This window comes from Faecalibacterium prausnitzii, from assembly GCF_003287405.1.
Classification (GTDB): domain Bacteria; phylum Bacillota; class Clostridia; order Oscillospirales; family Ruminococcaceae; genus Faecalibacterium; species Faecalibacterium intestinale.
In genome coordinates this window covers 189,491-213,549 of record NZ_PRLD01000002.1, presented here as the reverse complement: position 1 = coordinate 213,549, position 24,059 = coordinate 189,491, and the positions used below count along the sequence as shown (strand labels likewise).

Annotated in this window: 21 protein-coding genes; 5 read left to right on the top strand and 16 right to left on the bottom strand. The window is 59.6% G+C overall.

Annotation, left to right across the window (positions count from 1 at the left end):
- The first annotated feature begins 6 nt into the window (after positions 1–6).
- Complete coding sequence (locus tag C4N24_RS03365; protein WP_097779635.1) at positions 7–195, top strand: hypothetical protein; 189 nt, start codon at positions 7–9, stop codon at positions 193–195.
- A 100-nt stretch (positions 196–295) separates the two neighbouring features.
- On the opposite strand, the gene C4N24_RS03360 is transcribed toward C4N24_RS03365, so the two are convergent.
- The 13 genes from C4N24_RS03360 to C4N24_RS03300 all read right to left on the bottom strand — a co-directional run bounded on the left by C4N24_RS03360 (position 296) and on the right by C4N24_RS03300 (position 14,163).
- A complete protein-coding gene (locus C4N24_RS03360) occupies positions 296–700 on the bottom strand; it encodes a Mini-ribonuclease 3 (RefSeq protein ID WP_005923368.1) in 405 nt (134 codons plus the stop codon).
- A gap of 12 nt (positions 701–712) precedes the next feature.
- Positions 713–1,996 carry a GTPase ObgE gene (obgE, locus tag C4N24_RS03355; RefSeq protein WP_112090312.1) on the bottom strand — a complete coding sequence of 428 codons (1,284 nt, stop codon included), beginning with the start codon at positions 1,994–1,996 and terminating at the stop codon, positions 713–715.
- Between the two features lie 142 nt (positions 1,997–2,138).
- Positions 2,139–2,390, bottom strand: a complete 252-nt coding sequence (gene rpmA, locus C4N24_RS03350; protein ID WP_005923362.1) for a 50S ribosomal protein L27 — start codon at positions 2,388–2,390, stop codon at positions 2,139–2,141.
- A gap of 14 nt (positions 2,391–2,404) precedes the next feature.
- Entirely contained in the window at positions 2,405–2,716 is a 312-nt protein-coding gene (gene rplU / locus C4N24_RS03345; protein ID WP_015537858.1) for a 50S ribosomal protein L21, read from the bottom strand.
- Between the two features lie 147 nt (positions 2,717–2,863).
- Entirely contained in the window at positions 2,864–3,913 is a 1,050-nt protein-coding gene (gene lgt, locus C4N24_RS03340) for a prolipoprotein diacylglyceryl transferase (protein WP_112090311.1), read from the bottom strand.
- Complete coding sequence (yfmH, locus tag C4N24_RS03335; RefSeq protein ID WP_112090310.1) at positions 3,910–5,223, bottom strand: EF-P 5-aminopentanol modification-associated protein YfmH; 1,314 nt, start codon at positions 5,221–5,223, stop codon at positions 3,910–3,912. Before yfmH ends, lgt begins: the two co-directional genes overlap by 4 nt.
- Entirely contained in the window at positions 5,210–6,511 is a 1,302-nt protein-coding gene (locus C4N24_RS03330; RefSeq protein WP_181573040.1) for a M16 family metallopeptidase, read from the bottom strand. Before C4N24_RS03330 ends, yfmH begins: the two co-directional genes overlap by 14 nt.
- A gap of 43 nt (positions 6,512–6,554) precedes the next feature.
- On the bottom strand, positions 6,555–7,376 hold the full coding sequence (locus C4N24_RS03325; RefSeq protein WP_112090309.1) for a M15 family metallopeptidase: 822 nt from the start codon (positions 7,374–7,376) through the stop codon (positions 6,555–6,557).
- Between the two features lie 169 nt (positions 7,377–7,545).
- The gene (locus C4N24_RS03320) at positions 7,546–8,745 is read right to left on the bottom strand and encodes an aspartate kinase (RefSeq protein ID WP_112090308.1); all 1,200 of its coding nucleotides are present in this window, start codon (positions 8,743–8,745) and stop codon (positions 7,546–7,548) included.
- Positions 8,746–8,827: 82 nt separating this feature from the next.
- Positions 8,828–9,733 (bottom strand): homoserine kinase, encoded by a 906-nt coding sequence (thrB, locus tag C4N24_RS03315; protein WP_005923334.1) that lies wholly within the window; start codon positions 9,731–9,733, stop codon positions 8,828–8,830.
- 18 nt (positions 9,734–9,751) lie between these two features.
- Entirely contained in the window at positions 9,752–10,987 is a 1,236-nt protein-coding gene (locus C4N24_RS03310) for a homoserine dehydrogenase (RefSeq protein ID WP_112090307.1), read from the bottom strand.
- A gap of 27 nt (positions 10,988–11,014) precedes the next feature.
- A complete protein-coding gene (locus tag C4N24_RS03305; protein WP_005923329.1) occupies positions 11,015–11,455 on the bottom strand; it encodes an ACT domain-containing protein in 441 nt (146 codons plus the stop codon).
- A gap of 164 nt (positions 11,456–11,619) precedes the next feature.
- Positions 11,620–14,163 (bottom strand): transglycosylase domain-containing protein, encoded by a 2,544-nt coding sequence (locus C4N24_RS03300; protein WP_112090306.1) that lies wholly within the window; start codon positions 14,161–14,163, stop codon positions 11,620–11,622.
- 277 nt (positions 14,164–14,440) lie between these two features.
- Here C4N24_RS03300 and C4N24_RS03295 point away from each other — a divergent pair, with 277 nt between their 5' ends.
- Positions 14,441–14,815, top strand: coding sequence for a hypothetical protein (locus C4N24_RS03295; RefSeq protein WP_112090305.1), 375 nt, complete (start codon positions 14,441–14,443; stop codon positions 14,813–14,815).
- A gap of 50 nt (positions 14,816–14,865) precedes the next feature.
- On the opposite strand, the gene C4N24_RS03290 is transcribed toward C4N24_RS03295, so the two are convergent.
- The 3 genes from C4N24_RS03290 to C4N24_RS03280 form a co-directional block, all read right to left on the bottom strand.
- Complete coding sequence (locus tag C4N24_RS03290) at positions 14,866–16,644, bottom strand: Na/Pi cotransporter family protein (RefSeq protein ID WP_005923318.1); 1,779 nt, start codon at positions 16,642–16,644, stop codon at positions 14,866–14,868.
- Positions 16,645–17,512: 868 nt separating this feature from the next.
- On the bottom strand, positions 17,513–18,169 hold the full coding sequence (locus tag C4N24_RS03285; protein ID WP_112090304.1) for a sortase: 657 nt from the start codon (positions 18,167–18,169) through the stop codon (positions 17,513–17,515).
- Positions 18,170–18,230: 61 nt separating this feature from the next.
- On the bottom strand, positions 18,231–19,211 hold the full coding sequence (locus C4N24_RS03280) for a Na/Pi cotransporter family protein (RefSeq protein WP_242983174.1): 981 nt from the start codon (positions 19,209–19,211) through the stop codon (positions 18,231–18,233).
- A 222-nt stretch (positions 19,212–19,433) separates the two neighbouring features.
- Between C4N24_RS03280 and C4N24_RS03275 the strand changes: the two genes are divergently transcribed.
- Genes C4N24_RS03275 through C4N24_RS03265 form a run of 3 tightly spaced genes read left to right on the top strand, consistent with a single transcriptional unit; the run spans position 19,434 to position 24,037 of the window.
- Positions 19,434–19,943, top strand: coding sequence for a MarR family winged helix-turn-helix transcriptional regulator (locus C4N24_RS03275; RefSeq protein WP_242983173.1), 510 nt, complete (start codon positions 19,434–19,436; stop codon positions 19,941–19,943).
- Positions 19,927–22,224, top strand: a complete 2,298-nt coding sequence (locus C4N24_RS03270; RefSeq protein WP_112090302.1) for an ABC transporter ATP-binding protein — start codon at positions 19,927–19,929, stop codon at positions 22,222–22,224. Before C4N24_RS03275 ends, C4N24_RS03270 begins: the two co-directional genes overlap by 17 nt.
- Before the next feature lies 1 nt (position 22,225).
- Complete coding sequence (locus tag C4N24_RS03265) at positions 22,226–24,037, top strand: ABC transporter ATP-binding protein (RefSeq protein ID WP_112090301.1); 1,812 nt, start codon at positions 22,226–22,228, stop codon at positions 24,035–24,037.
- Positions 24,038–24,059: the final 22 nt, after the last annotated feature.

Here is a 24,059-nt window from a genome sequence, read left to right as displayed (position 1 = left end):
CACACCATGGAAAACCGCAGTGAGAACCGCAGCACCAATTGCAAGAACCAGACCTCTAACCGTACCAGCAGCAAGACCACCAACAGCGCCACTAACGAGCACAAGCACCCCAACCAGTACACCAAGGGTGCCGATGACGAAAGCGCCAAGAACTCCACCAACAGCCGTTCCACCAACGCGAAGAACAGCCGCTGATGGCGTAAGCGGCATCTGACGGACCGCAGATGCCAACAAGCAAAGCCCGCTGCCTTCCACCACTGGTTTCCAGTGCGGAAAGCAGCGGGCTTTCGCATTCTTATTTCTGGTCAGGATCAAACTGCTGCCACAGCACCTCAAACAGCTGGTGCACGCGCTCCAGCTGTCCGTTCAGGTACAGCCAGCCCAGCAGGCACTCGAAGCCAGTGGAGGCACGGTATTCCTCCGGGGAGGCGTGCTTGGCGACGCTGGCCTTGCTGGCGTTGCGGCCGCGCTTGAACACAGCCAGCTCGTCCTCGGTGAACAGCGGCTCCAGCAGCTGCTCCTCCCGGAACTGCGCCTTGGCAGAGACATACTTGACCTTTTCGGCATTCAGCTTTCCGGCTGAAAGGCGGTGGTGCTCCACCAGACGCTGGCGCACCAGCAGTTCCAGCACGCTGTCCCCTACAAAGGCCAGCGCCAGCGGGCTGAGCTCCCGCGGGTCGATCTTTTCTGATTCGTTCATGATGCTTTATCCTTAGAAGATATAATCGAACTGATACTCGCCGATGAGAATGGTATCGTTCTCTTCCACGCCCTTCTGCACCAGCGCGTCCAGAATGCCGCTCTCGCCCAGCTGACGCTGGAAGAACTGCAGGCTCTCGTAGTCGTCCACGTTGCTGCCGGCCAGAATATACTCCAGCCACGGGGCATCCACGCTCCACACATGGGCTTCCATGCGCTGGATGGTGAAGTCGCGGCCGTTCTTCTTGGGCTCCGGCTTTTTGTACTCAGGGGTGAACACCGGCACCTGCGGGATATCCTTGAGACGGTTGTACACCAGACCCGGAAGCTGCTTGACGCCCTGCATGGTGGCGGCAGAGATGGGCACGAAGGTCAGACCCTTGCCCTCCACATACTGACGGAAGGTCTCGATCTGCTCCTCAGTGGCAAGGTCGCACTTGTTGCCCACCACGATCTGCGGACGCTCGGCCAGCACGGGGCTGAACTTTGCCAGCTCCTCGTTGATCTTCTCAAAGTCCTCGATGGGGTCGCGGCACTCGCTGCCGGAAACATCCACAACGTGCAGCAGCAGGCGGCAGCGCTCCACATGGCGCAGGAAATCGTGTCCCAGACCGACGCCCTCGCTGGCACCCTCGATCAGGCCGGGAATGTCGGCGCAGACAAAGCTTGCGCCCTCACCCACCGACACAACGCCCAGCGTGGGCACAAGGGTAGTAAAGTGGTAGTTTGCGATTTTGGGCTTTGCCGCGCTGATGGTGGAGATGAGGGTGGACTTGCCCACATTGGGGAAGCCGATCAGGCCCACGTCTGCGATCAGCTTCAGTTCCAAGGTCACCTGCAGATCCTCGCCGGGCATACCGGGCTTTGCAAACTTGGGGATCTGGCGGGTGGGGGTGGCAAAGTGTGCGTTGCCGTAGCCGCCGCGACCACCCTTAGCAATGGTGACCGGGGTGTGGTCGGACAGGTCTGCGATGACAAGGCCGCTCTCTGCGTCCTTGATCACGGTGCCCAGCGGCACCTTGATGACCAGATTCTCGGCATTTTTGCCGTGGCACAGGCTTGCGCCGCCCTTGCCGCCCTCCGGGGCCACATACTTGCGTTTATAGCGGAAGTCCATCAGGGTGGACAGATGGTCATCCGCCACAAAGATGATATCGCCGCCCCGGCCGCCGTCACCGCCGTCCGGGCCGCCTGCGGCCACGAATTTTTCGCGGTGGAAGCTCACCGCGCCATCGCCGCCCTTGCCCGCATGGAGCCATATCGTGGCGATGTCGATAAAGTTAGTCTGTGCTGCCATACAGCCCCTCCTTAGCTTTATAGGCTATTGCGTTTCAGCGCCCTCATCCGAGACAGCGCCACCCGAACACATAGCCTTATTTCATCAAAAAGAGCCGGGCCACAAGGGTCCGGCTCTACGATTGCAGTTATTCAGAAAGAAGTTACTGCTTAACGCTGCACTTCTTGCCGCTCTTGCCCACGCGCTCGAAACGGACGGTGCCGTCCACCAGAGCAAACAGGGTATCATCGCTGCCCTTGCCAACGTTCTCACCCGGCATGATGTGGGTGCCACGCTGACGAACCAGGATGTTGCCGGCCAGAACGAACTGACCGTCTGCACGCTTGGTGCCCAGACGCTGTGCTGCGGAATCGCGGCCGTTCTTGGTGCTGCCTACGCCCTTTTTATGTGCCATTGTAATTTACCTCCTTAGCCGTTGATCGCAGTGATCTCAACCTTGGTGTAGGGCTGACGATGGCCCATACGGCGAGCACTGTGCTTCTTTGCGCGATAGGTGATGATGTTCAGCTTCTTGCCCTTGCCATTCTTGATGACCTTGGCAGAAACGGTAGCACCCTCAACAACAGGAGCGCCAACCTTCACAGAACCCTCCTCGCCAATAGCGAGAACCTGATCAAACTTCACTTCGGAGTCGGCCTCAACGTCCAGCTTTTCGATGTAGACGATGTCGCCCTGCTCCACGCGGTACTGCTTACCGCCGGTAACAATGATTGCGTACATTTTGTTCATTCCTTTTCGTTGTACTCGCTGGTCGTAAAGGCAGACCCTTACTGCGGGCCATTTCAGGCGCCCACACCATGCGGCTAGAATATTATAGCAAAAACCAAACCGGATTGCAAGAGGAAATTTCCCCTTTTGCGCAGATTTTTACGCTTTTTTCTGCCCGGCCTGCTCTATGGCGGCTTTCACCTGCGCATTATAGGCCTCCGTCTTTTCCAAAAACAGCTTGCGCGGGCTGGAAGCCAGCAGCTGGGTGTCCTTACCTGCAAAGGAGATGGGGCCGTCCAGCTTCTTTTGAGCTGCCTTATTCTCGGCGTTCAGCGCCAGCGGCACCAGCAGGGGCTTGCCCTTGCACTTACGGGTGAAGTACACCTCTGCCGCAATGCCCGCCACCACGGCGATGCCTGCCACCAGCTGGGATGCCCGCAGCCCGATGGAGGGCACCAGCATCAGGCTGTCGGTGCGCAGGCCCTCGATCCAGAAACGCCCTGCGCCGTACCATACCAGATACCGCAGGGTAATGTCGCCGTTGAACTTGCGCTTTTTGATGTAGCGGAACAGCAGGAAGAAGCCCACAAAGCACCAGATGCTCTCATACAAAAAAGTGGGGTGCACCGGCAGGTTGGGGTCGATGACCACGCCCTTGGGTACCGTGACCGTGCTGCTCATCAGGTAAGCACGGGTCGTCTCGCTGTACATTCCCCACGGCAGGGTGGTGTTGCAGCCAAAGGCTTCCTGATTGAAAAAGTTGCCCCAGCGGCCGCAGCCCTGCCCGAGGAGAAAGCCCATAGCGGTCAGGTCAAACATGGGCAGCACCGGCACGCCCCGCCACTTGCAGGCCAGACCACCGAACAAAAAGCCGCCAATGATGCCGCCGTAGATGGCAAGGCCGCCATCGCGGATGGCGATCATCTCCCAGATGCTTTCATATTTAAAAGGTGCCATAGCCACATAGTAGGCGCGGGCGCTGATGATGCCCAGCACTACGCCAATAAGGATCACATCCACCATACTGTCGGGGTCTACGCCAAACTCGATGCTGTGCCGGAAGGCAAAGACCAGTGCCAGACACAGACCCACCGCAATGCACACGCCGTACCAGTAAATGCTGACCCCGCCGATGGTAAAGGCCACACGGTTCAGCTGAAAGCTCAGCCCCAGACCCGGGAACTGTACCAGATTTGTAAGATGGTTCATCCTTCTTCCTCCTCGTCCTCTTCTGCCGCCTGCGCCGTGCCGTCCGGCTGGATGTACATGGTAGCCATGCGGTCGGTGCACAGGATGTGCTGCAAAGCAGCGTCCGCATCCTCTGCGGTCAGCCCAGCCAGCATGGAGATCTGCTGCGCCACCGTCTGGCCGCTGAGGGCAAAGTCTGCCATCTGGCTGGCCGAGTCCTCCACATTTTCCAGATTTTCGATCAGCTGGCCGTACTTTTCGTTCTTGCACAGGGTAAACACTTCCCTGTCCACACCGGCGGCGCGCACCCGGGCGATCTCGTCCAGCAGCAGCTGGCGCACGGTATCCGGCACATCGCTCTCGCCGGTGAACAGGATGCAGCAGCAGCCGTCCACCCGCAGCACCTCGCCGCCAAAGCCGGGGTTCACAAGACCTTCGTCATACAGGCGGCGGTACAGCGGCGACATTCCGCCCACGATGCAGCTGAGCACAAGGTCGTACAGCGCCTCGGTGCGCAGATCGTCCGCAGGCAGCGGCTCTTCCTTAAAGCCCACGCCGAAGCAGGGCTTAGAAACCGGCATGGTCAGCGTTTTTTCCGTGGCGGCAAGGGTCATGGGCTCCGAAGCCCACAGCCGCTGCACCTTCTGTGCCGGGCGGGACTCCATCAGGCCGTGCCGCTTGCAGGCAGCCAAGATCTGCTCCATGGTGGTGTTGCCGGCCGCAGCCAGCACCATATTGCCCGGGGCATAAAAGGCCTTGCAGCTGTCGTACAGCATGGCGGGCGTGATCTCGGCAATGCTCTCCACCGTACCCGCGATGTCGCTGCGGATGGGGTGGCTGTGGTACAGGCACTCGAACAGACCGGTGATGAGCCGCCAGTCCGGGCTGTCATCGTACATTTTGATCTCCTGCCCGATGATGCCCTGCTCCTTGGCGATGGTCTGCTCGGTAAAGTAGGGGTGGCCTACCATGCCCAGCAGCACGTCCAAGCTTTCGTCCAGCTGCTGGGTGGCGGTGAACAGGTAGCAGGTGCGGTCAAAGCTGGTAAATGCGTTGGCGTTGGCACCGGTCTTTGCGTACTTGGCAAAGGCATCGCCGTCCTCGTCCTCGAACATCTTGTGTTCCAGAAAATGCGCCACACCCGCCGGCAGATGCACCGTTTGCCCGTTCAGGCAGAAATCCCGGTCGATGGAGCCGAACTTGGTGGCATAGATCACATGGGTGCTGGAATAGCCCGGCATGGGGCGCACCAGCACCGTCAGGCCGGAGGGCAGGGTCTGCCACTGGTCGGCCACGGTCTTTTCCAGCAGGGTCTGGTTATTCTGCGGCATGGGCAGCATCCTCCTTTGTAAGCAGATAGCTGACCGAGAGGGTCAGGCGGCGCAGGATATTCCGCACCTCGTCCTTGGTCACGGCGCGCAGGGCATTCCGTGCCTGCTCCGGGCTCTGGATAGGCGCAGCGCTGTTGGCACCGGCGCGCAGCACCTCGATGTAGTACCAGCTCTCGATGCCGCCAAGACTGTCCTCTACCCCGTTCATGCCGCTGAGCAAACCCCGGCGGCAGTCCTCAAATTCTTCGTCGGTAATGGGACCGGTGCACAGGTCGGCAAGCTCCTTCAAAATCGCCTGCTCTGCGCGGACAGCATCGGCGTGCTCCACACCGCTGTTCACCGCCATGCTGCCGGTAAAGCTCTGGAACGAGGAGGAGCAGTAGTAGCACAGATGGTCCCGTTCCCGCACATTGAGGAACAGGCGGCTGGTCACGCTGCCGCCGTACAGCGCCATGGCAAGGCGCACGGCTGCCAGCTGCTGCGGCTGCATGGGCTGCCCCAGCGTGAACAGCATACACAGCTTTGCCTGCACCATATCGTAGTTTTCGGTCTTGTGCACCGGTGCAATGGCGGGCATGGCCATGTTTTCCACCAGCGGCAGCGGGGCGCGGTCGATGCAGGCAAGCTCTGCCAGCAAAGCGTCCCGGATGGCAGCGGTCTGGGCGGCATCGCAGCCCAGCACCAGCAGCTCGATATTGGCGGTGCGCAGCATCTGCCGGTAGGCGGCGGTCAGCATAGCCGGGGTAAGGCCGTCCACCTCTTCCAGATAACCCTCCTGCCGCACGCCCGCCGGGCTGTCGCCAAAGAATTCCCGGTTGGCCTGATGCAGGCAATAGATGCGTTTATCGTTGATCTCGTCCTCAAGGCCTTTTTTCAGCATCTGCTTTTCAATGCTGACGGCCTGCGGGTCAAAGCAGCCGTCCACAAAATACGGATGGAAAGCCGCACCCAGCGCGATTTTGGTATACTCGGCGGTCAGCGCCTCGCCTTCCAGCGCAAAGGCATCCTTAATGCCGGTCACGCTGACGCAGAGGTTGTGGTTGCAGCCCATGGGGCGGGCGTCCACGGTCAGGTCTGCGCCGTAAAGCTTTGCCAGCTTTTTGGTCAGCCGGGTCATATCCGGGCAGTCCGCATAGCCGCGCTCCATCACCAGCGGCAAAAGCGCATGGGCAGTGGCTGTTTTACGCTCTGCCGGGAAGGCAAAGTGGATGCTGATGCGGCAGCGGTTGAATTTAGAAGCCGGGTCGCAGGAAAGATGCACGCCCGGTGCAATGAGAGTACGTTCCAATGATAGTTCCCTTCTCTCTGCGCCGCAGCACAGAGCATTTGATTCAGTCTGCCCGCTGCAGGGCGATGAACTCTTCCAAGCTCAGGCCGTTGGCGCGGATGGCAAGGGCGTTTTCCACCCCTACATAGCGCCAGTGCCACGGCTCGAACACGATGCCGGTGGCGGTCTGCCTGTCCTGCGGGTAGCGCAGGATAAAGCCGTATTCCGCCGCATAGGCCGTAAGCCACTCGTAGGCACGGGTCTCGGCAAAGCTAGTGTCCTGCTGCGGGTCGTCCGCGCTGAGGATATCTGCCGCGTAGCCGGTGCCGTGCTCGTTGGCGTTGGCAGCGGGCTGGATGGTAGCCGCCAGACGGGCGGCTTCCTCTTCGCTCTTGCGCTTATCGCGGTAGGTCTGCACCCGGGCTTCATAGGCATCCTGCCGGGTGTCGGCGTCCTGATAACCGGCCACAAGGGTCAGGCTGACGCCATCTGCCTGCGCGGCGGCGGCCATGCTGCGGTACTGCATGGCGGCTTCGGCTTCCAGCTGCTGGCCGGTGGTCTCGTCGGCAATATCCAGCAGCGGGGTCGGCTCGACGGTATAGGGCAGATTGGCATTTACCAGCGTAAGCCGCGTGTCTGCGGCGTCGAACACATAGTCTGCGCCGTTGTACACGCTGGCTGCAAATACCTTTGGCCCGGCCAGCAGGCTATGCACCTTGGGCAGCAGCCACAGGATGCCGCCGGTCAGCAGCGCCACCACTGCCGCGCAGCCGGCCAGAAACAGCACCCAGTTGCGGGCCAGCCGCAGCATTTTGCGGCGTTTCCATTGTTGATAGGTCAGGCGCTTATCAGCAGGCGCTCTGGAGGTACGGGTGGGTTCACTCATGCGGCGGGGCTCCTTTTCGGCATAGTTGCAGCGCCGGTGCGCCGCACAGATTCAAACTATATTATACACCCCTTTGCAATTTGTGTAAACGCCGCCGTGTGTAAAAAAATTATGACCTGCCCGCCCCCGGCAAGGAGCAGACAGGCCATAACCGAAAATTTCACGCAGATCAGTCAAACAGCATATCGTGGATGGCGCTGACAGCCTTGTCGGCGTCTGCACGGTCGATGATGCAGGAGATCTTGATCTCGCTGGTGGAGATCATCTTGATGTTGATATTGTTGTTGGACAGTGCCTCGAACATCTTGGAAGCAACGCCGCTGTGGCTCTGCATACCGGCACCCACGATGGAGACCTTGGCGCAGGTGGTGTCCACGCTGACATTGCTGAAGTGTGCGCTGTCCTTCAGCACACGCATGGCCACCTCGGCTTCGCCCTCGGCACAGGTAAAGCTGATGTCCTTCTTGCCGTCGCGGCCGGTGGACTGCAGGATGATGTCCACGTTGATGTTCTTCTGTGCCAGCAGACCAAAGATCTTAAAGCTCATGCCCGGCTCGTCGGGAACGTTGAGAATCGTGATAACAGCAACATCGGTGTCCTTGGCAACACCCTTGATCAGCATACCTTCCATGTCCTTTGTAACCTCCTTAACCACCGTACCCGGGATGGGGTTCAGGCTGGAGAGCACCTCCAGCTCCACATTGTACTTTTTGGCCAGCTCCACGCTGCGGTTGTTCAGCACCTGTGCGCCCAGAGATGCCAGCTCCAGCATCTCGTCAAAGGTGATCTCCTCCAGCTTGCGGGTGTTGCGCACCTTGCGCGGGTCAGCGGTGTAAACGCCCTCCACATCCGTATAGATCTGGCAGCGGTCAGCGTGCAGGGCAGCGGCAATGGCCACAGCACTGGTGTCGGAGCCGCCGCGTCCCAGGGTGGTGATATCGTCCAGCTTGTTCAGACCCTGGAAACCTGCCACCACCACCACACGGTTGCGCTCCAGCTCCGAGGAGATCCGCTCGGTCTCCAGCCGGGTGATGCGCGCCTTGGTGTAGGCGCGGTCGGTGCGGAAGCCAGCCTGCCAGCCGGTCAGGCTGATGGCATGGCAGCCCAGCTCGTTCAGCGCCATGGCCAGCAGTGCGATGCTGATCTGCTCGCCGGAGGCCAGCAGCATATCCATCTCACGCGCCGAGGGGTTATGGGTGATCTCCCCTGCCTTGGCGATCAGGTCATCGGTGGTGTCGCCCTGTGCGGAAACTACCACCACTACGTCATTGCCCGCGTTGTGGGTGTTGGCCACGATCCGCGCAACGTTGAAGATACGGTCACGGTCCTTTACGGAGGAACCGCCGAATTTCTGTACGATCAACGCCATATCTTGTCACTCTCCTCTTTACGCCCCGCGCTTGCGGGGGCTTACCGGGCGGAAGCGTTCTTTCACTTCCCTTACCCGTTTATCATTCCACAGTCGCGCCGGTGTTATCGGCATCCAGCTGCAACAGTGTAAATGCTTCACATCCGTCCAGACCTTCCAGCAGCTCCAGACCTTTTTCCAGCTTGGAATAGAACTTTTCGGCCTCGGCCTTTTCGGCCACTGCCATGACCGTGCTGCCTGCACCGGACACATACACGGCTTTTGCGCCGCACAGCCGCGCCATATCGAACACCTCGCGGGAGCCGGGCATCAGGGGCATCCGGTACTGCTGGTGCAGCTTATCCTCAGTGGCAATGGCCAGCAGGTCGTGCCGTCCCTCGCAGAAAGCTGCGGGCACCAGCGCCGCACGGGACAGGTTATACACCGCGTCCTTATGGGATACCTCCTTGGGCAGGGCAGCGCGGGCTGCTTCGGTCAGCAGCTTGTAGTCCGGCACGATGGCGGCAAAGCAGAGACTTTCGTCCACATTCCGCTTGACCGAATACACCTTGCCGTCCTCGAACACGCTGCTGGTCAGGCCGCCCAGCAGGGCCGGAGCCACGTTATCGGGGTGTCCCTCAATGGCAGTTGCCAGCGTGAGCAGCTCCTGCGTGTTGAGCACATCGCCCAGCATCCGGTTTGCGCCCAGCAGACCTGCGATGATGCAGGCCGAAGAAGAACCCAAACCCCGCGCCATGGGGATGGGGTTCGTCTGGGTGATCTTGAGGGGCGGGATCTGCTTGCCCACTTTTTCGAACAGACCCTTGGCGGAGCGGTACACGAGATTCGACTCGCCCCGGGGGATGCGGGTGCCGTCCGATGCTGAGATCTCCAGCACCTCGCTGTCCTCAAAGGTGACTGTGTTGTACAACGTAACTGCCAGACCCAGCGCATCGAAGCCGGAGCCTACGTTGGCGCTGGTAGCAGGAACCGAAACCTTGATCTTCATTGCCGCAGTTCCTTTCCGTTACACTTCTTCGGGCAGGCGCTTGAGCACCAGCTTCACGCTGCCGCCCACGGCCTCCACCTTGCGCGCGGCTTCTGCCAGCGCACGCTCATCGGCGCGCTCCACAAAGTAGGCGCAGCCCTCGTACCGCTCATCCACCACCTTGCCGTAGCCGTAGATGGCTTCCACCACAGCGGGTGCAATGCCCGCTACACGCACATAATATGCAGCGGGAGCCGGGTCGGTGAGCATTCCGTCCACCGGGTCTGCGGGCTGCCAGAACAGGCTGTCGTGCACCTGTGCGCCGTTTTTCAGGGCATCCACCACGTCTGCCACCACAGCGCTGGCGGTGGGCAGCTTGCCAGCGCCCTTGCCGTAGAACACCACATCGCCCAGCATATCGCCCTTGACCAGCACCGCGTTGAACACATCGTCCACGCTGGCCAGCTGGTTTGCCTTGGGCACCAGACACGGCTCTACACCGGCGGCAACACTGCCGTCCTTGCCAAGCTTCATCCATGCGATCAGCTTGATGACGCAGCCCAGCTTTTCGGCGCTGGCAACATCGGCGGCGGTAATGGCGCGGATGCCCCGGGTGGGAATGTTCTGGGGGTAGATCTGGTGGCCGCACACCATGGAGGACAGGATGGCGATCTTGCGGCAGGCATCGCGGCCGTCCACATCATCGCTGGGGTCCTTGGTCTCGGCGTAGCCCAGCTCCTGCGCAATGTGCAGCGCATCCTCAAAGTCAAGGCCCTCCCGCACCATCTTGGTGAGCATGAAGTTGGTGGTGCCGTTCACGATGCCCTCCACCTCGGTGATGACGTTAGCCGCCAGGCACTGGTGCATGGGGGTGATGATGGGCGTACCGCCGCCCACAGAAGCCTCGAACAGGAAGGCACAGTCGTGCTCCTTGGCCAGCGCCAGCAGCTCTGCGCCGTAGGTAGCCACCATCTCCTTGTTGGAGGTGCACACGCTGCGGCCGCTCTCCAGACACGCCTTGACATAGGGGTAAGCAAAGCGGGTGCCGCCGATGGTCTCCACCACCACCCGGATCTCCGGGTCCTGCAGGATCACATCAATGCTTTTGACCACCAAAGGCTCCACCGGGTTGCCTGTAAAGTCCTTCGGGTCCAGAATGTACTTTACCTCCACCGGTTCGCCAGCCCGGCGGGAGACGCTTGCGGCATTGCGGCGCAGCACCTCGTACACGCCGCTGCCCACCGTGCCAAAGCCCAGAATTGCAATTTTAGCCATACTCTCTTTCCCTCGTTTCCTGTTTTGTTACAGGTTATACCCACAGCGCACACCCACGACCATGCGCTGGCGCGAAAGCTTTTCGGTCAGCTCCTCCGGGGACATCTGCATGGTGTCGGTGCGGATGGTGACCGCCACCAGCGCAGCTCCGTTTTCCGGGGTGGACTGGTTGATGGTTACAATGCTGGCACCTGCGGCGCTGATGCCTGCCAGAAGGCTTTGCAGCGCACCGGTCTCGTCCCGCAGGGTGGCCATGACCGTGATGACCTCACGGCCGTTCTCGGAATCAAAGATACAATCCTTATACTTATAAAATGCGCTGCGCGAAAGCTCTACCGCACGGGTCGCAGCTGAAATACTGCGGGCTTCTCCGCTGGCCAGCAGCTCCTTGGCGCGCACCACCTTGAGAAAGACCTCCGGCAGCACCTGCGCATCCACCAGATAAAAACGGCGTTCCAACTTGTTCACCTCTCAAACACAAGTGTTCTTGTAGAAAATATAATAGCATCCGAACCCCTGCAATGCAAGAGCCCGGATGCTATTTTGTCACTTTGTCCAGTTTTGTCTTGTAAAGTGCGCCCCGTCCTTGCCGGATTTTTCAGCAAAGGGGCGAAAAAGTACGATTTTTACCCTTATTCCGTATCCAGCGCACTGGTATCGGTGGGGATGACCGGCTGGGTGGGCACAGCACCATCTGTGTTCTCGGTAGGGGCAGCAGCCTGCGGGGCTGCGTGGGAGTAGGTGCAGGTATCGGGCAGGTCATCGGCACGGTAGTAGCCCACAGCAGTGCTCGGGCAGCCTGCACCGGCCAGAAGGCCGCTCTGGGTGCAGTAGCGGCGCTCCACCACGCCTGCGGAGGTGGGGAATGCCTTATAGGGCAGGTCTGCCTGTGCCTGCTCCATCAGCGCCTTCCACGCGGTCACACAGGTGCGGGTCTTGGCCTGCTGCTTGGACAGGGTCTTGGTCATATCGTAGGGTGCATCGTAGCCCCACCACACAGCGGTGACATAGTAAGGCGTGCCGCCCACAAACCACAGATCCTTTTCGTCGCTGGCAGTACCGGTCTTACCAAAGGCTTCCATGCCGTTGGAGTTGGGGTAGCGGCCGCTGGCAGTACCCACACTGGAGAACAGAACGTTCTTCAGCAGACGGTTCATGACATAGGCAGTATCGGGGGTCAGCGCCTGATAGCTGGTGGCGTTGTTTTCCAGATAGATGTTGCCGTCCCGGTCCAGCACACGGGTGTACAGATGCGGGGTGGTGTACTCGCCATCATAGAAGATCTGGAAAGCTGCGGCCAGCGCCATGGGGGTAACGCCCTTGGTCTGGCTGCCCATGACCATCTGCGCCAGACCCACGTCGTTGGTGGGGTCCAGCGTATTCAGCTGTAAGGTGTTGTAGACAAAGTTGAAGATATTGCTTGCGCCCACAAGGTCGCCCACGCGGATCGCGATGGTGTTCAGCGAGCGGGCAAGGCCATTCCACAGCGGGAGATCGCTGCCGTCGCCGTAGTTGCCGCCGTAGTTGCGCGGCCAGCTGCGCCATGCGTTGGGGTAAGCACGGAGCTGCTTATCGGAAAGACCCATCAGGCCGTTCTTGCGGCAGTAGTCCTCATCCCGGATGATCATATCCTGCTTCTGGTACAGGGGGGAGTTGTTGAGCATGGTGGACCAGTTGACCAGACCGTACTCGATGCCCAGTGCATAGGCGCCGATGGGCTTGATGGTAGAACCGGTCTGCCGCTCCACGTTGTAGGCGCGGTTCAGGGAAAGGCTCTTGGTCTTTTCGCCCAAGCCGCCCACAATGGCCAGCACATTGCCGTCATAGTCCAGCGTAACCATGGCTGCCTGCGTGCGCACGTTGCGGTAGTAGTAGACGGTGCCGTCCTCGCCGGTGCGGGTCTTGGGGGTGCCGTCCTCGTTGAACACCTGCACATCATCGTCCGAAATGGAGGTGACCTCTTCCTCATGCCAGCCCGCCGGGAAGTAGGCATCGTCGGTGTTCAGCATCAGGTTTTCCATCTGGGACTGCAGCTTGGTGTTGACAGTGGCTTCGATGGTAAAGCCGCCGGTGTAGAGCAGCTTCTGCGCCTCGGACTCGCTGATGCCCTCCTTGACCATGATGTCCTGCACGACCTCGTTGAACAGTGCATCGGTGAAGTAGGAGGTGACGGTGCTGGGCTTTTTGCCGCTGTCCTCTTCGGCCAGCACAAGGGGCTGCGCAGCGCCGTTGCGGTAGTCCTCCTCGCTGATCACGCCCTGCTGCCACATATTGTACATGATGAAGTTGCGGCGGTTGATCAGGTTTTCGGGGTTCGTATAGGGGTTATAGTTGGTGGGGTTTTTGGTAATGGAGGCAATGGTGGCGCACTCCCACAGGCTCAACTGGCTGACGTCCTTGTTGAAGTACTCGTTGGCAGCCGTCTGCACACCCTGAATGGTGCCGGTAAAGCTGATGGTGTTCAGATAAGCTTCCAGAATGGTTTCTTTCGAGTAGCTGCGGCTCAGGCAGAGGGCGCGGTAGATCTCGCGCACCTTGCGCAGTGCACCATCGATGCCGCTGGCGCTGTTGTCATCGGTCAGGTTCTTGATGAGCTGCTGCTCCAGCGTGGATGCGCCCTGCTTGGAACTGTAAATAGGCAGCAGATACTCGTTGATCATTGCGCCGATGGTGCGCTTGAAGTTGACGCCGGGCTCTGAGTAGAAGTCCTTATCCTCGGTGCAGATGAACGCATACTGCAAGTTGGAAGGGATCTGCTCAAGGTCTGCCCACACGCGGTGGCTGTTGGAAGAGCGCAGGGTGGCATACTCCACCTGTGCGCCGGTATCCGGGTCGGTAGCCACCACCATACTGGACTGGCTCAACTGGATGTTGTCCAAGTCCAGCAGGTCGCCGTCGTTGGCAGTAGCCTGCACCACATAGAACACCATGCCCACGGCCACCACGCTGCCCAGCATGATGCCAAGGCAGAGCACCGTAGCGATGGTGCGGCCGATAAACCGCAGGATGGGGTGTTTGCTCTTTTCCTTCGGCGGCTTGGGAGTTTTGGGTGCTTTGGGTGCGCGGGTACGGTTTTCCGCTGCGGAGTGTACCTCGCGGCGGCTCTGGGAAACATTGACCTTACGTCCCATCGGGCGGGCAGGCTGCTCCTCGCCGCCCCGATGGATCTTTCTCATCTCATTGTTGGAGATAGGGATCGCCTCCTGACATTTCAAGACTGTTGCCGGGCATTGCTGCGCCGGGCTTTATCCACATCGTTTGTGACACGAAACTTCAAACTGCAATACCATATTATAGCACGCACGCCCCAGCCGGGCAAGAACCAATCTTTGCGCGCTGAGCAGATATAAATAGTATAGCACACTCCGCCACGGAAAGTACAGTGCCCGTGTGTGAAAATTGTCTGCCATCCGCCCAAATGGGGCATACTTACCGGGGAAGGGAGTGTTTTTTATGCGCAAGCTGTCTGTCTGCCTGTTCTACGGGCTTTGCGTATTCACCATTGTATTCAGTCTGTTCTGGATGGCGCTGCCAAAGCTGCCGCTGTCCCAAAGCCCCGCCGGATCCGAGACCGATCCCGCCTCTCCCCTGAGCCTTGCCGCACAGGCTGCGCCCCAGACGGATGCTGCCCGCTACTGCCTGCGGGACAGCGGCGGGCGGGTGGCGGTGTACACCTGCCGCGCCGACGGCACCCCGGGCACTTTGATCCGCGTGACCGGCATCTACACCAATCTTCTGCCGGAAAACGACGCTTTGCGCATCAAGCGCGGGCTTGTGGTCAACAGCCCCCGGGAGCTGGACCTGCTGCTGGAGGATCTGGGGGAATAAATGCAATAGGCCGCTGCACGATGTGCAGCGGCCTATTGCATTTATAGGATTCAAGCTTCCATTTCTTCCAGCGGCACAAGGTATTCCTTGCGGCACTGCTCGTATTCCAGCATATAGTCCTTGCTGGGGTTGTGGTGCATAATGCTTTTCAGGGTGTGGGAGTCGTAATCATCGCCGGCCTCCATGCCCACCATGCGCACCGCAATGTTGGAGCAGTGGTCGGAGATACGCTCGGCGTTGTTCAGCACATCGAGGAACACCACGCCGGTGTCGATGGAGCAAATGCCGTCCTTCAGGCGGCGGATGTGCTGGTCACGCAGACGCTCCACCATTACATCAATGATCTCCTCCAGCGGCTCCACCTGTGCAGCCTTCTGGGTATCATCGTTTTCAAAGGCCTCGTCCGTCAGAACCAGAATGCGCTCCAATGCGGCATCCAGCAATTGCAGTTCCTTTTTGGCGCTTTCGCTGAAGCTGGCTTCCTTGTCGTACAGCTCCTCGGCCTTTTCCATGATGTTCACGGCATAGTCGCCGATGCGCTCGAACTCGGTGACAAAGTTCAGCAGCTCGGTCACTGCGTGGCTCTCGTCATCGCCCAGTTCCTGATCGGTCAGCTTGATCAGGTAGTTGGTGATCTCCACCTCCATGCGGTCGATCAGGTTTTCGCGTACCTTGATGGCGCTCACGGTCTCCTCGTCCATCTTCAAAAGCAGCGGCGCGGCCAGACCCACATTGCGGGCAGCACGGCGGGACATCTTGATCACCGCGTTCTTAGCCTGCTGCAAAGCCACAGCCGGGCTCTTGTACAGACGCTCGTCCAGCACCGGCATACTCAGTTCCTGTGCTTCCTCCACGCTGCTGGGCACTGTGAGCATCGCCAAGCGGCTCAGCACCCCGCTGCAAGGCAGGAACAGCAGCATAGCGCACACGCTGGACATGGTATGGATGTTTGCAATGGAGCTCTTGTTCATCACATCGCCCCACATGGGGATGCCGATGGTAAACTGCACCGCATAGATCAGCGCCAGCAGGATCACGCTGCCGATGACGTTGAAGTACAGGTGGATGAGCGCTGCCCGCTTACCATCCTTGGAAGAGCCGCCGATGGTGAGCAGCGGGGTGAACGCCGTACCGATATGCGCGCCCAGAATGATAGGAATAGCAGAGCTGAAGGTGACAAGCCCTGTGCTGGACAGTGCCTGCAAAATACCCACGGAGGCGGAGGAGGACTGGATGATCACGGTGACCACCACGCCCACCAGAACACCCAGAATGGGGTTGGTCATGGTGACGAACAGATTCTGAAAGACTGCGCTCTCCCGCAGGGGTGCTACGCCGGTATCCATCAGGCTCATGCCGGTAAACAGGATACCGAAGCCCAGCATGATCTGGCCGATGTTCTTCTTTTTGGCATTGCGGAGGAACACATAAAAAATGCAGCCAATAAACGCCACCACGGGGGCAAAGGTCTTGGGCTGGATCAAGGTCAGCCACAGGCTGTCGCCTGAGATATCCGCCATGCGGATCAACTGACCTGTTACCGTAGTACCAATATTTGCACCCATAATCACGCCTACCGACTGCGTCAGTGTCATGATACCGGAGTTGACCAGACCAACACAAATAACCACCGTACCAGCCGACGACTGGATGACGCCGGTGATCAGTGTGCCGAAGATCACGCCCTTGATGGTAGAGGAGGTAAGCTTTTGCAATACGCCCTGCATCTTGCCGCCTGCCAGCTTTTCCAGTCCGGCGCCCATGATGGACATACCGTACAAGAACAGCGCAACGCCGCCCAGCAGAGAGGTAATGTGTGTGATATCCATAACGATACTCCTAATATGAAACTTCCCTTTTTATCCTTTACAGCACACAGCTGCCGAAACCTTGCACGTGCACAGCACTTGCCCTGTTCCGGCAGCCGCTTATTTTTATTATACCATCAAAGGGGGCGTCTCAACAAGGTTTATTTTACACGAAAATCACTTTTTCCACACATTCCGCAACATATTTCCGGGTGTAAAACCAAAAACTTTCTTTTATTTTACATACATTTTACATTGTGCCTTCTCAGGGCGCAGGATATCCCCACTTACCCGGCCAGCTCCTCCATGGCCTCGCGCACCGTATCGGCCGAAAACAGGAACACACCACTGCCGGTGTATACCTCCACATGACTGCCCACATAACGCAACTCAAAATCCTTCATGGTGTTTCCCTCCTGTGTGTCTGTTTTATTCCCGGGACTTCCCCGGTGAACACAGTATCGCACAATAGGGATACTATAAAAAGGACTTTCAAATGTTTTTGCAGACTTTTTGCGCAAAAATCGGATGATACCCCACGGTCTGCTCCCCCCTGTCCGCAGCCACCCCCTCGGAAATCGGGGCTTTGGCAGTTCCCCTCCGCAGCGCCGCATTTCCGCAGGAAACAGGTGCCGGAGCTGCCGTTTTCCGTCACGACCCCCTTCCGTGAAAATGGGATAGCGGAGCGTCCGCAGACGCTCCGCTATCCCGAAATTATAGCAGTTTGCGTTTTTAATGCACAAGCAACATCCGCAAACTGCATATCGCAAAGCTGCCGTTTTGATTGGCACTATTTTTGAAAATTGCGATAAAAATATATTTTCCGCTGATCATGCCCAAAGCACACGCGGCGGGCATTCCAAATCGTCCCGCCCCGCAAAAGATGGCATCACTCTGCCGCATCCGTCACCCGGACGGGGTAGCCCGTCCGCACACAGCGCACCGCATACCGAGCGTTGCCGCCGGAGGTGCAGGTGAACAGGGTCAGATCCCAGCTGTCTGTCTCGGTGGCGGTGGTCATCTCCTCGATCTGGGTGGGGTGCAAAGTCTCCACGCTCTCCACCTCGTAGCTCCAGCGCAGACCATCCGCATCCGTAAAGTAGACCGGGCTGCCGATCGCCAGCCACTTGATGGGACTGAAATGCTTTGCATAGTTGTGGCCGCAGAGCACCAGATCATCGGCATAGGTAGTGCCGCTGTACCGTCCGGGGGCGACCTTCAGCCCGGCGTAGCTCCACTGCGCCATCACCGGCAGTTCCAGCCCTGCCGCCGGGATGGAAAGCACCCCGATGTAGTCATGCCCCTCCACCTCTACGGTGGTCATCTCCTGCGCCGGGTCCAGCACCGGCTGCGGGGCTGCGGTCTCGTTTTCCTGCCGGTGCTCCGTAATGGTCTTTTGCATGGTCTGCTCCAGTTCGCCCAATACTTCCTGCGAAGCCTTTTCTGCCCGGGCGGCATCCCACCGGTTGTAACCCAGCAGCCCGGCGGCGCTCAAGATCAGCACCGCACCCAGCACCATGCACAGCCTGCCGATTTTCCGTTTCATTGCATTCCATCCTTTATATAATAGTATCCGTCTGCTTCAGTATACCATTCCCCGCTCCGGTTTACAACCGTTCTTTCGGGCGATTTTTATCGGGCAGCAGCGCGCAGACCAGCCGCACCATCTGCCCGGTCAGGGGCAGCCAGACCAGCGCACACAGCCCGTTGAACAGGGTGTGGGCGTTAGCGATCTGCCGGGCGATCACGGCACACTCTGCCCCCGTGGGCGAGCACAGCTGCACCAGCGCCGCAAAGGGCTGCAGCAGTGCGCAGCACACCGCCGCGCCGCTCAGGTTGAAGATGGCGTGGGCTGCCGCCACCCGCTTGGCGTCTCTTCCCTGCCCGATGGCGGCAAGCACCGCCGTAACGGTGGTGCCGATGTTATCCCCCAGCAGAATGGGAATGGCAGCGGTCAGCCCCAGCAGGCTGTGCACGCCGTCCGCCCCGGGCTGCGCCGCCATGCTTTGCAGCAGCGCCACCGTGGCAGAGCTGCTCTGCACCGTCAAGGTCATGCAGACGCCCGTCAGCAGCCCATGCAAGGGGCTTTGCTGCACCCGGGCAAGCTCCAACCGGAGCAACGGGCTTTGCAGCAGCGGCTCCATGGCGCTGCGCATCACCGTGACGCCCTCGAACAGCAGTCCAAAGCCGAACACCGCCTCGCCCACGCAGCGGCCCCGCCAGTTTTTGCAGGCCAGACAGAGCAGCACCCCGCAAAACAGCAGCAGATACCGCCAGCTTTCCACCCGGAACGCCAGCAGCTGTGCTGTGACCGTTGTACCGATATTTGCCCCGAACACCACCGGCACCGCCTGCCGCAGCTGCAGCAGCCCCGCTGCCAGAAAAGCAATAACCATGACCGTGACCGCCGAGCTGCTTTGCAGCACCGCCGTGACCGCCGCCCCGGTCAGCAGCCCCGCCACCGGGTTTGCGGTGCACCGCGCCAGCAGGCTGCGCAGCCGCCTGCCCGCCCCCTGCTGTACTGCCCTGCACAGGCTGTCCGTCCCATATAAAAACAGCGCCAATCCGCCGAATACCTGTAACAACACTTGGAATCCCTGCTCCATCCGCACCCTCCGTTTCTGCCTGTCCTTTATTTTTATGCAGCGAGAGCCGGTTTGCGCATTGACAAAGCCTACAAGTTTTTTGTGAATTTTTGTTTAATATTTCCCTATTCTCTTGCAATCCCGCTGCAAAAGGAATATGCTTATCAGGCGTTAATACTTAACAACTGTTAAGTATTTGAAAAATGCAAACGAGGAGGAACTGTTATGTCCGAGCCAAGCACCCCCAGCTTTCAGGGGATGTGCCACTATATCGGGCAGCTGAGCAAGGCATCCAAGGCCGGGATACGGGCGGCGCTGGCTGATTGCCCCAAATGCCATTTTAATATGCTGGAAGGCCTGCTGCATTCCATCAACTGCCACGGCAAGGACGGCGCTATCTATGTCTCCGACCTTGCCCGAGAGATCCGTCAGCCGCTGCCGGCGGTCTCGCGCGGGCTGCGGCTGATGGAGCAGGACGGCACTGTGGTGCGGGAACCGGACCCCGCCGACCGCCGCAAAACGCTGGTGCGCGTCACCCCCAAAGGGTATGAGCTGTGCCACCAGTGTGAGCAGGCTCTGCGCGACTACTTTGCCAGCGTGCTAGCACGGTTAGAGCCGGAGCAGGTAGCCCAGATGGACGCGCTGCGCGGCGCGCTGATGGATGCCATTCTTGCGGAAAATGCCGCGCGCAACATTGACCCGAAGGGAGAAACGAACCATGACAAAGATCTTTAAGCAGCTGGCCCGGCACTGGGCGGTCTGCCTTGTGGTGTTCGCGCTGCTGTTCGTGCAGGCGTACTGCGACCTTGCACTGCCGGACTACACCAGCAAGATCGTGGACACCGGCATCCAGCAGGGCGGCATTGAAAGTCCCCTGCCCCAGACGGTGCGCCAGAGCACGCTGGACACGCTGAGCCTGCTGATGAGCGAAGAGGATGCACAAAAGCTGCAAAACGCCTACCAGTACTACCTGCAGGACGATGGCGTGTTGCAGCTGCGCTCTGACCTGACCGAGGACGAGCGCACCGCGCTGGAAGATGCCGTGACCACCCCGGACATCGTGCTGTATATGGCTGCCGCACAGGCCGCCAACACCCCCGCTGGGCAGAACAGCATGGGCATGACCGGCCTTGCCGAGATGCCCTCTGCCGCTGCGGACACCGACACCGAGACCATTACCCCCACGGCAGCGGATCTGGACACCGTTTGCAGCCAGTTTGCCGCCATGAGCCAGATGCCCGGCTTTGACCGCAGTATGCTGCAAAAGCAGCTGGACGGAGCCATGAGCCAGATGGACAGCACCCTGCTGGAAAACCTGAAAAGCCAGTCCCTGCTGCTGGTGCAGCTGGAATACGAGGCACAGGGCGTTGCACGGAATGTGCAGATGCAGTACCTCTTCCGGGTGGGCGGCCAGATGCTTGCCCTTACTCTGCTGATGGTGGTCGTGGCTGTGGCCGTGGGCTTCCTTGCCTCCCGGGTGTCCGCTGCCATCGGTCGTGACCTGCGCCGGGAGACCTTCTCCAGCGTCATCGACTTTTCCAACGCAGAGATTGAGAATTTTTCCACCGCCTCCCTCATCACCCGCACCACCAACGATATCCAGCAGGTGCAGTTCGTCTGCGTCATCCTGCTGCGCATGGTGGCCTATGCGCCCATTCTGGGCATTGGCGGTGTGCTGCACGTTGTGGGCAGCAGCTCCGGCCTTTCCTGGATCGTGGTGCTGGACGTGGCCATCCTGCTGTTGCTCATCATTTTCCTGATGAGCGTTGCCATGCCCAAATTCAAGGTGATGCAGCAGCTGGTGGACCGGCTGAATCTGGTCAGCCGCGAAATTTTGACCGGCATCATGCCGGTGCGCGCCTTCAGCCGCGAAAAGTTTGAGGAGCAGCGCTTTGACAAGGCCAACCGGGAGCTGATGGGCACCCAGCTGTTCACCAACCGCGCCATGGTGGCTATGATGCCCTTTATGACCCTGATCATGAACGGTACCAGCCTGCTCATCGTCTGGTTCGGCGGCAAAGCCATGGATGCCGGCACCATGCAGGTGGGCGAGATGATCGCCTTTATCACCTACACCATGCAGATCGTCATGTCCTTCCTGATGCTGGCGATGGTGGCCGTCATGCTGCCCCGCGCCGGTGTGGCTGCGGATCGTATCGACGAGGTCATCCGCACCAAAGCCACCATCCACGACCCGGATGAAGCCGCCGCAAAGGCCGCAAAGGCACACACCGACTGGCAGGGCGTTGTGCAGTTCGAGGATGTGAGCTTCCGCTACCCCGGTGCGGACAGCGATGCACTGGAGCACATCAGCTTTACCGCAAAGCCCGGCGAGACTACCGCCATCATCGGCTCCACCGGCTGCGGCAAATCCACCCTGCTCAACCTGATTCCCCGCTTTTACGATGTGACCGGCGGCAAGGTGACTGTGGACGGCATTGACGTGCGCAAGATGCCGCAGGCACAGCTGCACGACCTGCTGGGCTATGTGCCCCAGAAGGGTGTGCTGTTCAGCGGCACCATCGACAGCAACCTGAAATTCGGCGGCGAAGATATCACCGATGCGCAGGTACAAAAAGCTGCTGCCATTGCGCAGGCCACTGATTTTATTGAAGCAAAGCCGGAGGGCTACCAAAGCCCCATCGCACAGGGCGGCTCCAACGTATCGGGCGGCCAGAAGCAGCGGCTTTCCATTGCCCGGGCAATTGCCAAAAATCCCAAGGTCTATCTGTTTGACGACAGCTTCTCGGCGCTGGACTACAAGACCGATGTAGCCCTGCGCCGCGCCCTGAAGGCACAGACCGACAACGCCACCGTGATCATTGTGGCACAGCGCATCTCCACCGTGCTGCACGCAAACCAGATTCTTGTACTGGATGAAGGCAGGCTGGTGGGCAAGGGCACCCACGCCCAGCTGATGGTCAGCTGCCCGGAATATCAGGAGATCGCCCGCAGCCAGCTGAGCCAGAAAGAGCTGGCGCTGGATACCTTGAATACGGAAAAGGAGGGTGAGTGATATGCCCAGACCCGGACGTCCCACCACCGAGCGCGCCAAGGACTTTAAAGGCACGCTGCGGCAGATCATCCGCACCATGAGCCACTACAAGCTGCCCCTTGCGGCAGCCATGCTGTTTGCTGTTCTGTCCACCATCTTCAACATTGCAGGCCCCAAGGTGCTGGCAAAGGCCACCACCGCCCTTGCCACCGGCTGGATCGCCCGGCTGCGCGGCACCGGCAGCATCGATTTTGTGTATATCGGCCGCATCCTGCTGTTTTTGCTGGGGATGTACCTGCTGAGCAGCGCTTTCAGCTTTATTCAGGGCTGGCTGATGACCGGCCTTTCCCAGAAGGTCTGCTACGACTTCCGCCGCCAGATCAGCGAAAAGATCAACCGCCTGCCGCTGGCGTACTTTGAAAAGCGCACCGTGGGCGAGGTGCTCTCCCGCATCACCAACGATGTGGACACGCTGGGACAGAGCCTGAACCAGAGCATCACCCAGCTGATCACCAGCGTGACTACCATGATCGGTGTGCTGGTGATGATGCTTTCCATCAGCCCCCGCATGACCCTGATCGCCCTGCTGATCCTGCCGGTGTCGCTGGCGCTGGTGCTGGTGGTTGTCAAGTTCAGCCAGAAGTACTTCAAAGCGCAGCAGGCCACGCTGGGCGTGGTCAACGGTCAGGTAGAGGAGGTCTACGCCGGCCACAACGTGGTCAAGGCCTTCAACCGTGAAGCCGTGGTGCTGGCAGACTTCAACGCCGCCAACGATAAGCTGTACGAATCCGCATGGAAGAGCCAGTTCCTCTCCGGCCTGATGATGCCCATCATGAACTTTGTGGGCAACTTGGGCTATGTGGCGGTGGCTATCGTGGGCAGCATTTTTGCCGCAAACGGGGTTATCACCATTGGTGATATTCAGGCCTTTATCCAGTACGTCAAAAACTTTACCCAGCCCATCCAGCAGCTTTCGCAGGTGTCCAATATGCTGCAAAGCATGGCCGCTGCCGCCGAGCGGGTGTTCGAATTCCTGAACGAGCCGGAAGAAGAGCAGCTGGCAGACCCCGCCCACCGCGCCGACCCCGCCGATATTGACGGACAGGTCACCTTTGACCATGTGCGCTTCGGCTACACCCCCGACAAGACTGTTATCCACGATTTCAGCTGCACGGTGCAGCCCGGCCAGAAGGTAGCCATCGTGGGTCCCACCGGCGCGGGCAAGACCACCATGGTCAAGCTGCTGATGCGCTTTTACGATGTGGATTCCGGTTCCATCACCCTGAACGGCCACAATGTGCGGGACTTTGACCGCAGCGCTCTGCGCGAGGGCTTTGGCATGGTGCTGCAGGACACATGGCTGTTCAAGGGCACCATCATGGAGAACATCCGTTACGGTCGGCTGGACGCCACCGATGAAGAGGTGATCGCCGCCGCAAAGGCTGCCAACGCCGACCACTTTATCCGCACCCTGCCCGGCGGCTACCAGATGGAGCTGAACGAGGACGCCTCCAACGTCAGTCAGGGACAGAAACAGCTGCTTACCATCGCCCGCACCATTCTGGCAGATAACCGCATCCTGATTTTGGACGAGGCTACCAGCAGCGTGGATACCCGCACCGAACAGCGTATCCAGACCGCTATGGATCGTCTGATGGAGGGCCGCACCAGCTTTGTTATTGCCCACCGCCTTTCCACCATCCGGGACGCCGACCTCATTCTTGTGATGCGGGACGGCGACATTGTGGAGCAGGGCACCCACGACCAGCTGATCGAGGCCGGCGGCTTCTACGCCGATCTGTACAACAGCCAGTTCGAGGATGTTGTGGATTAAAGCACCTGTTATCGCAATATAA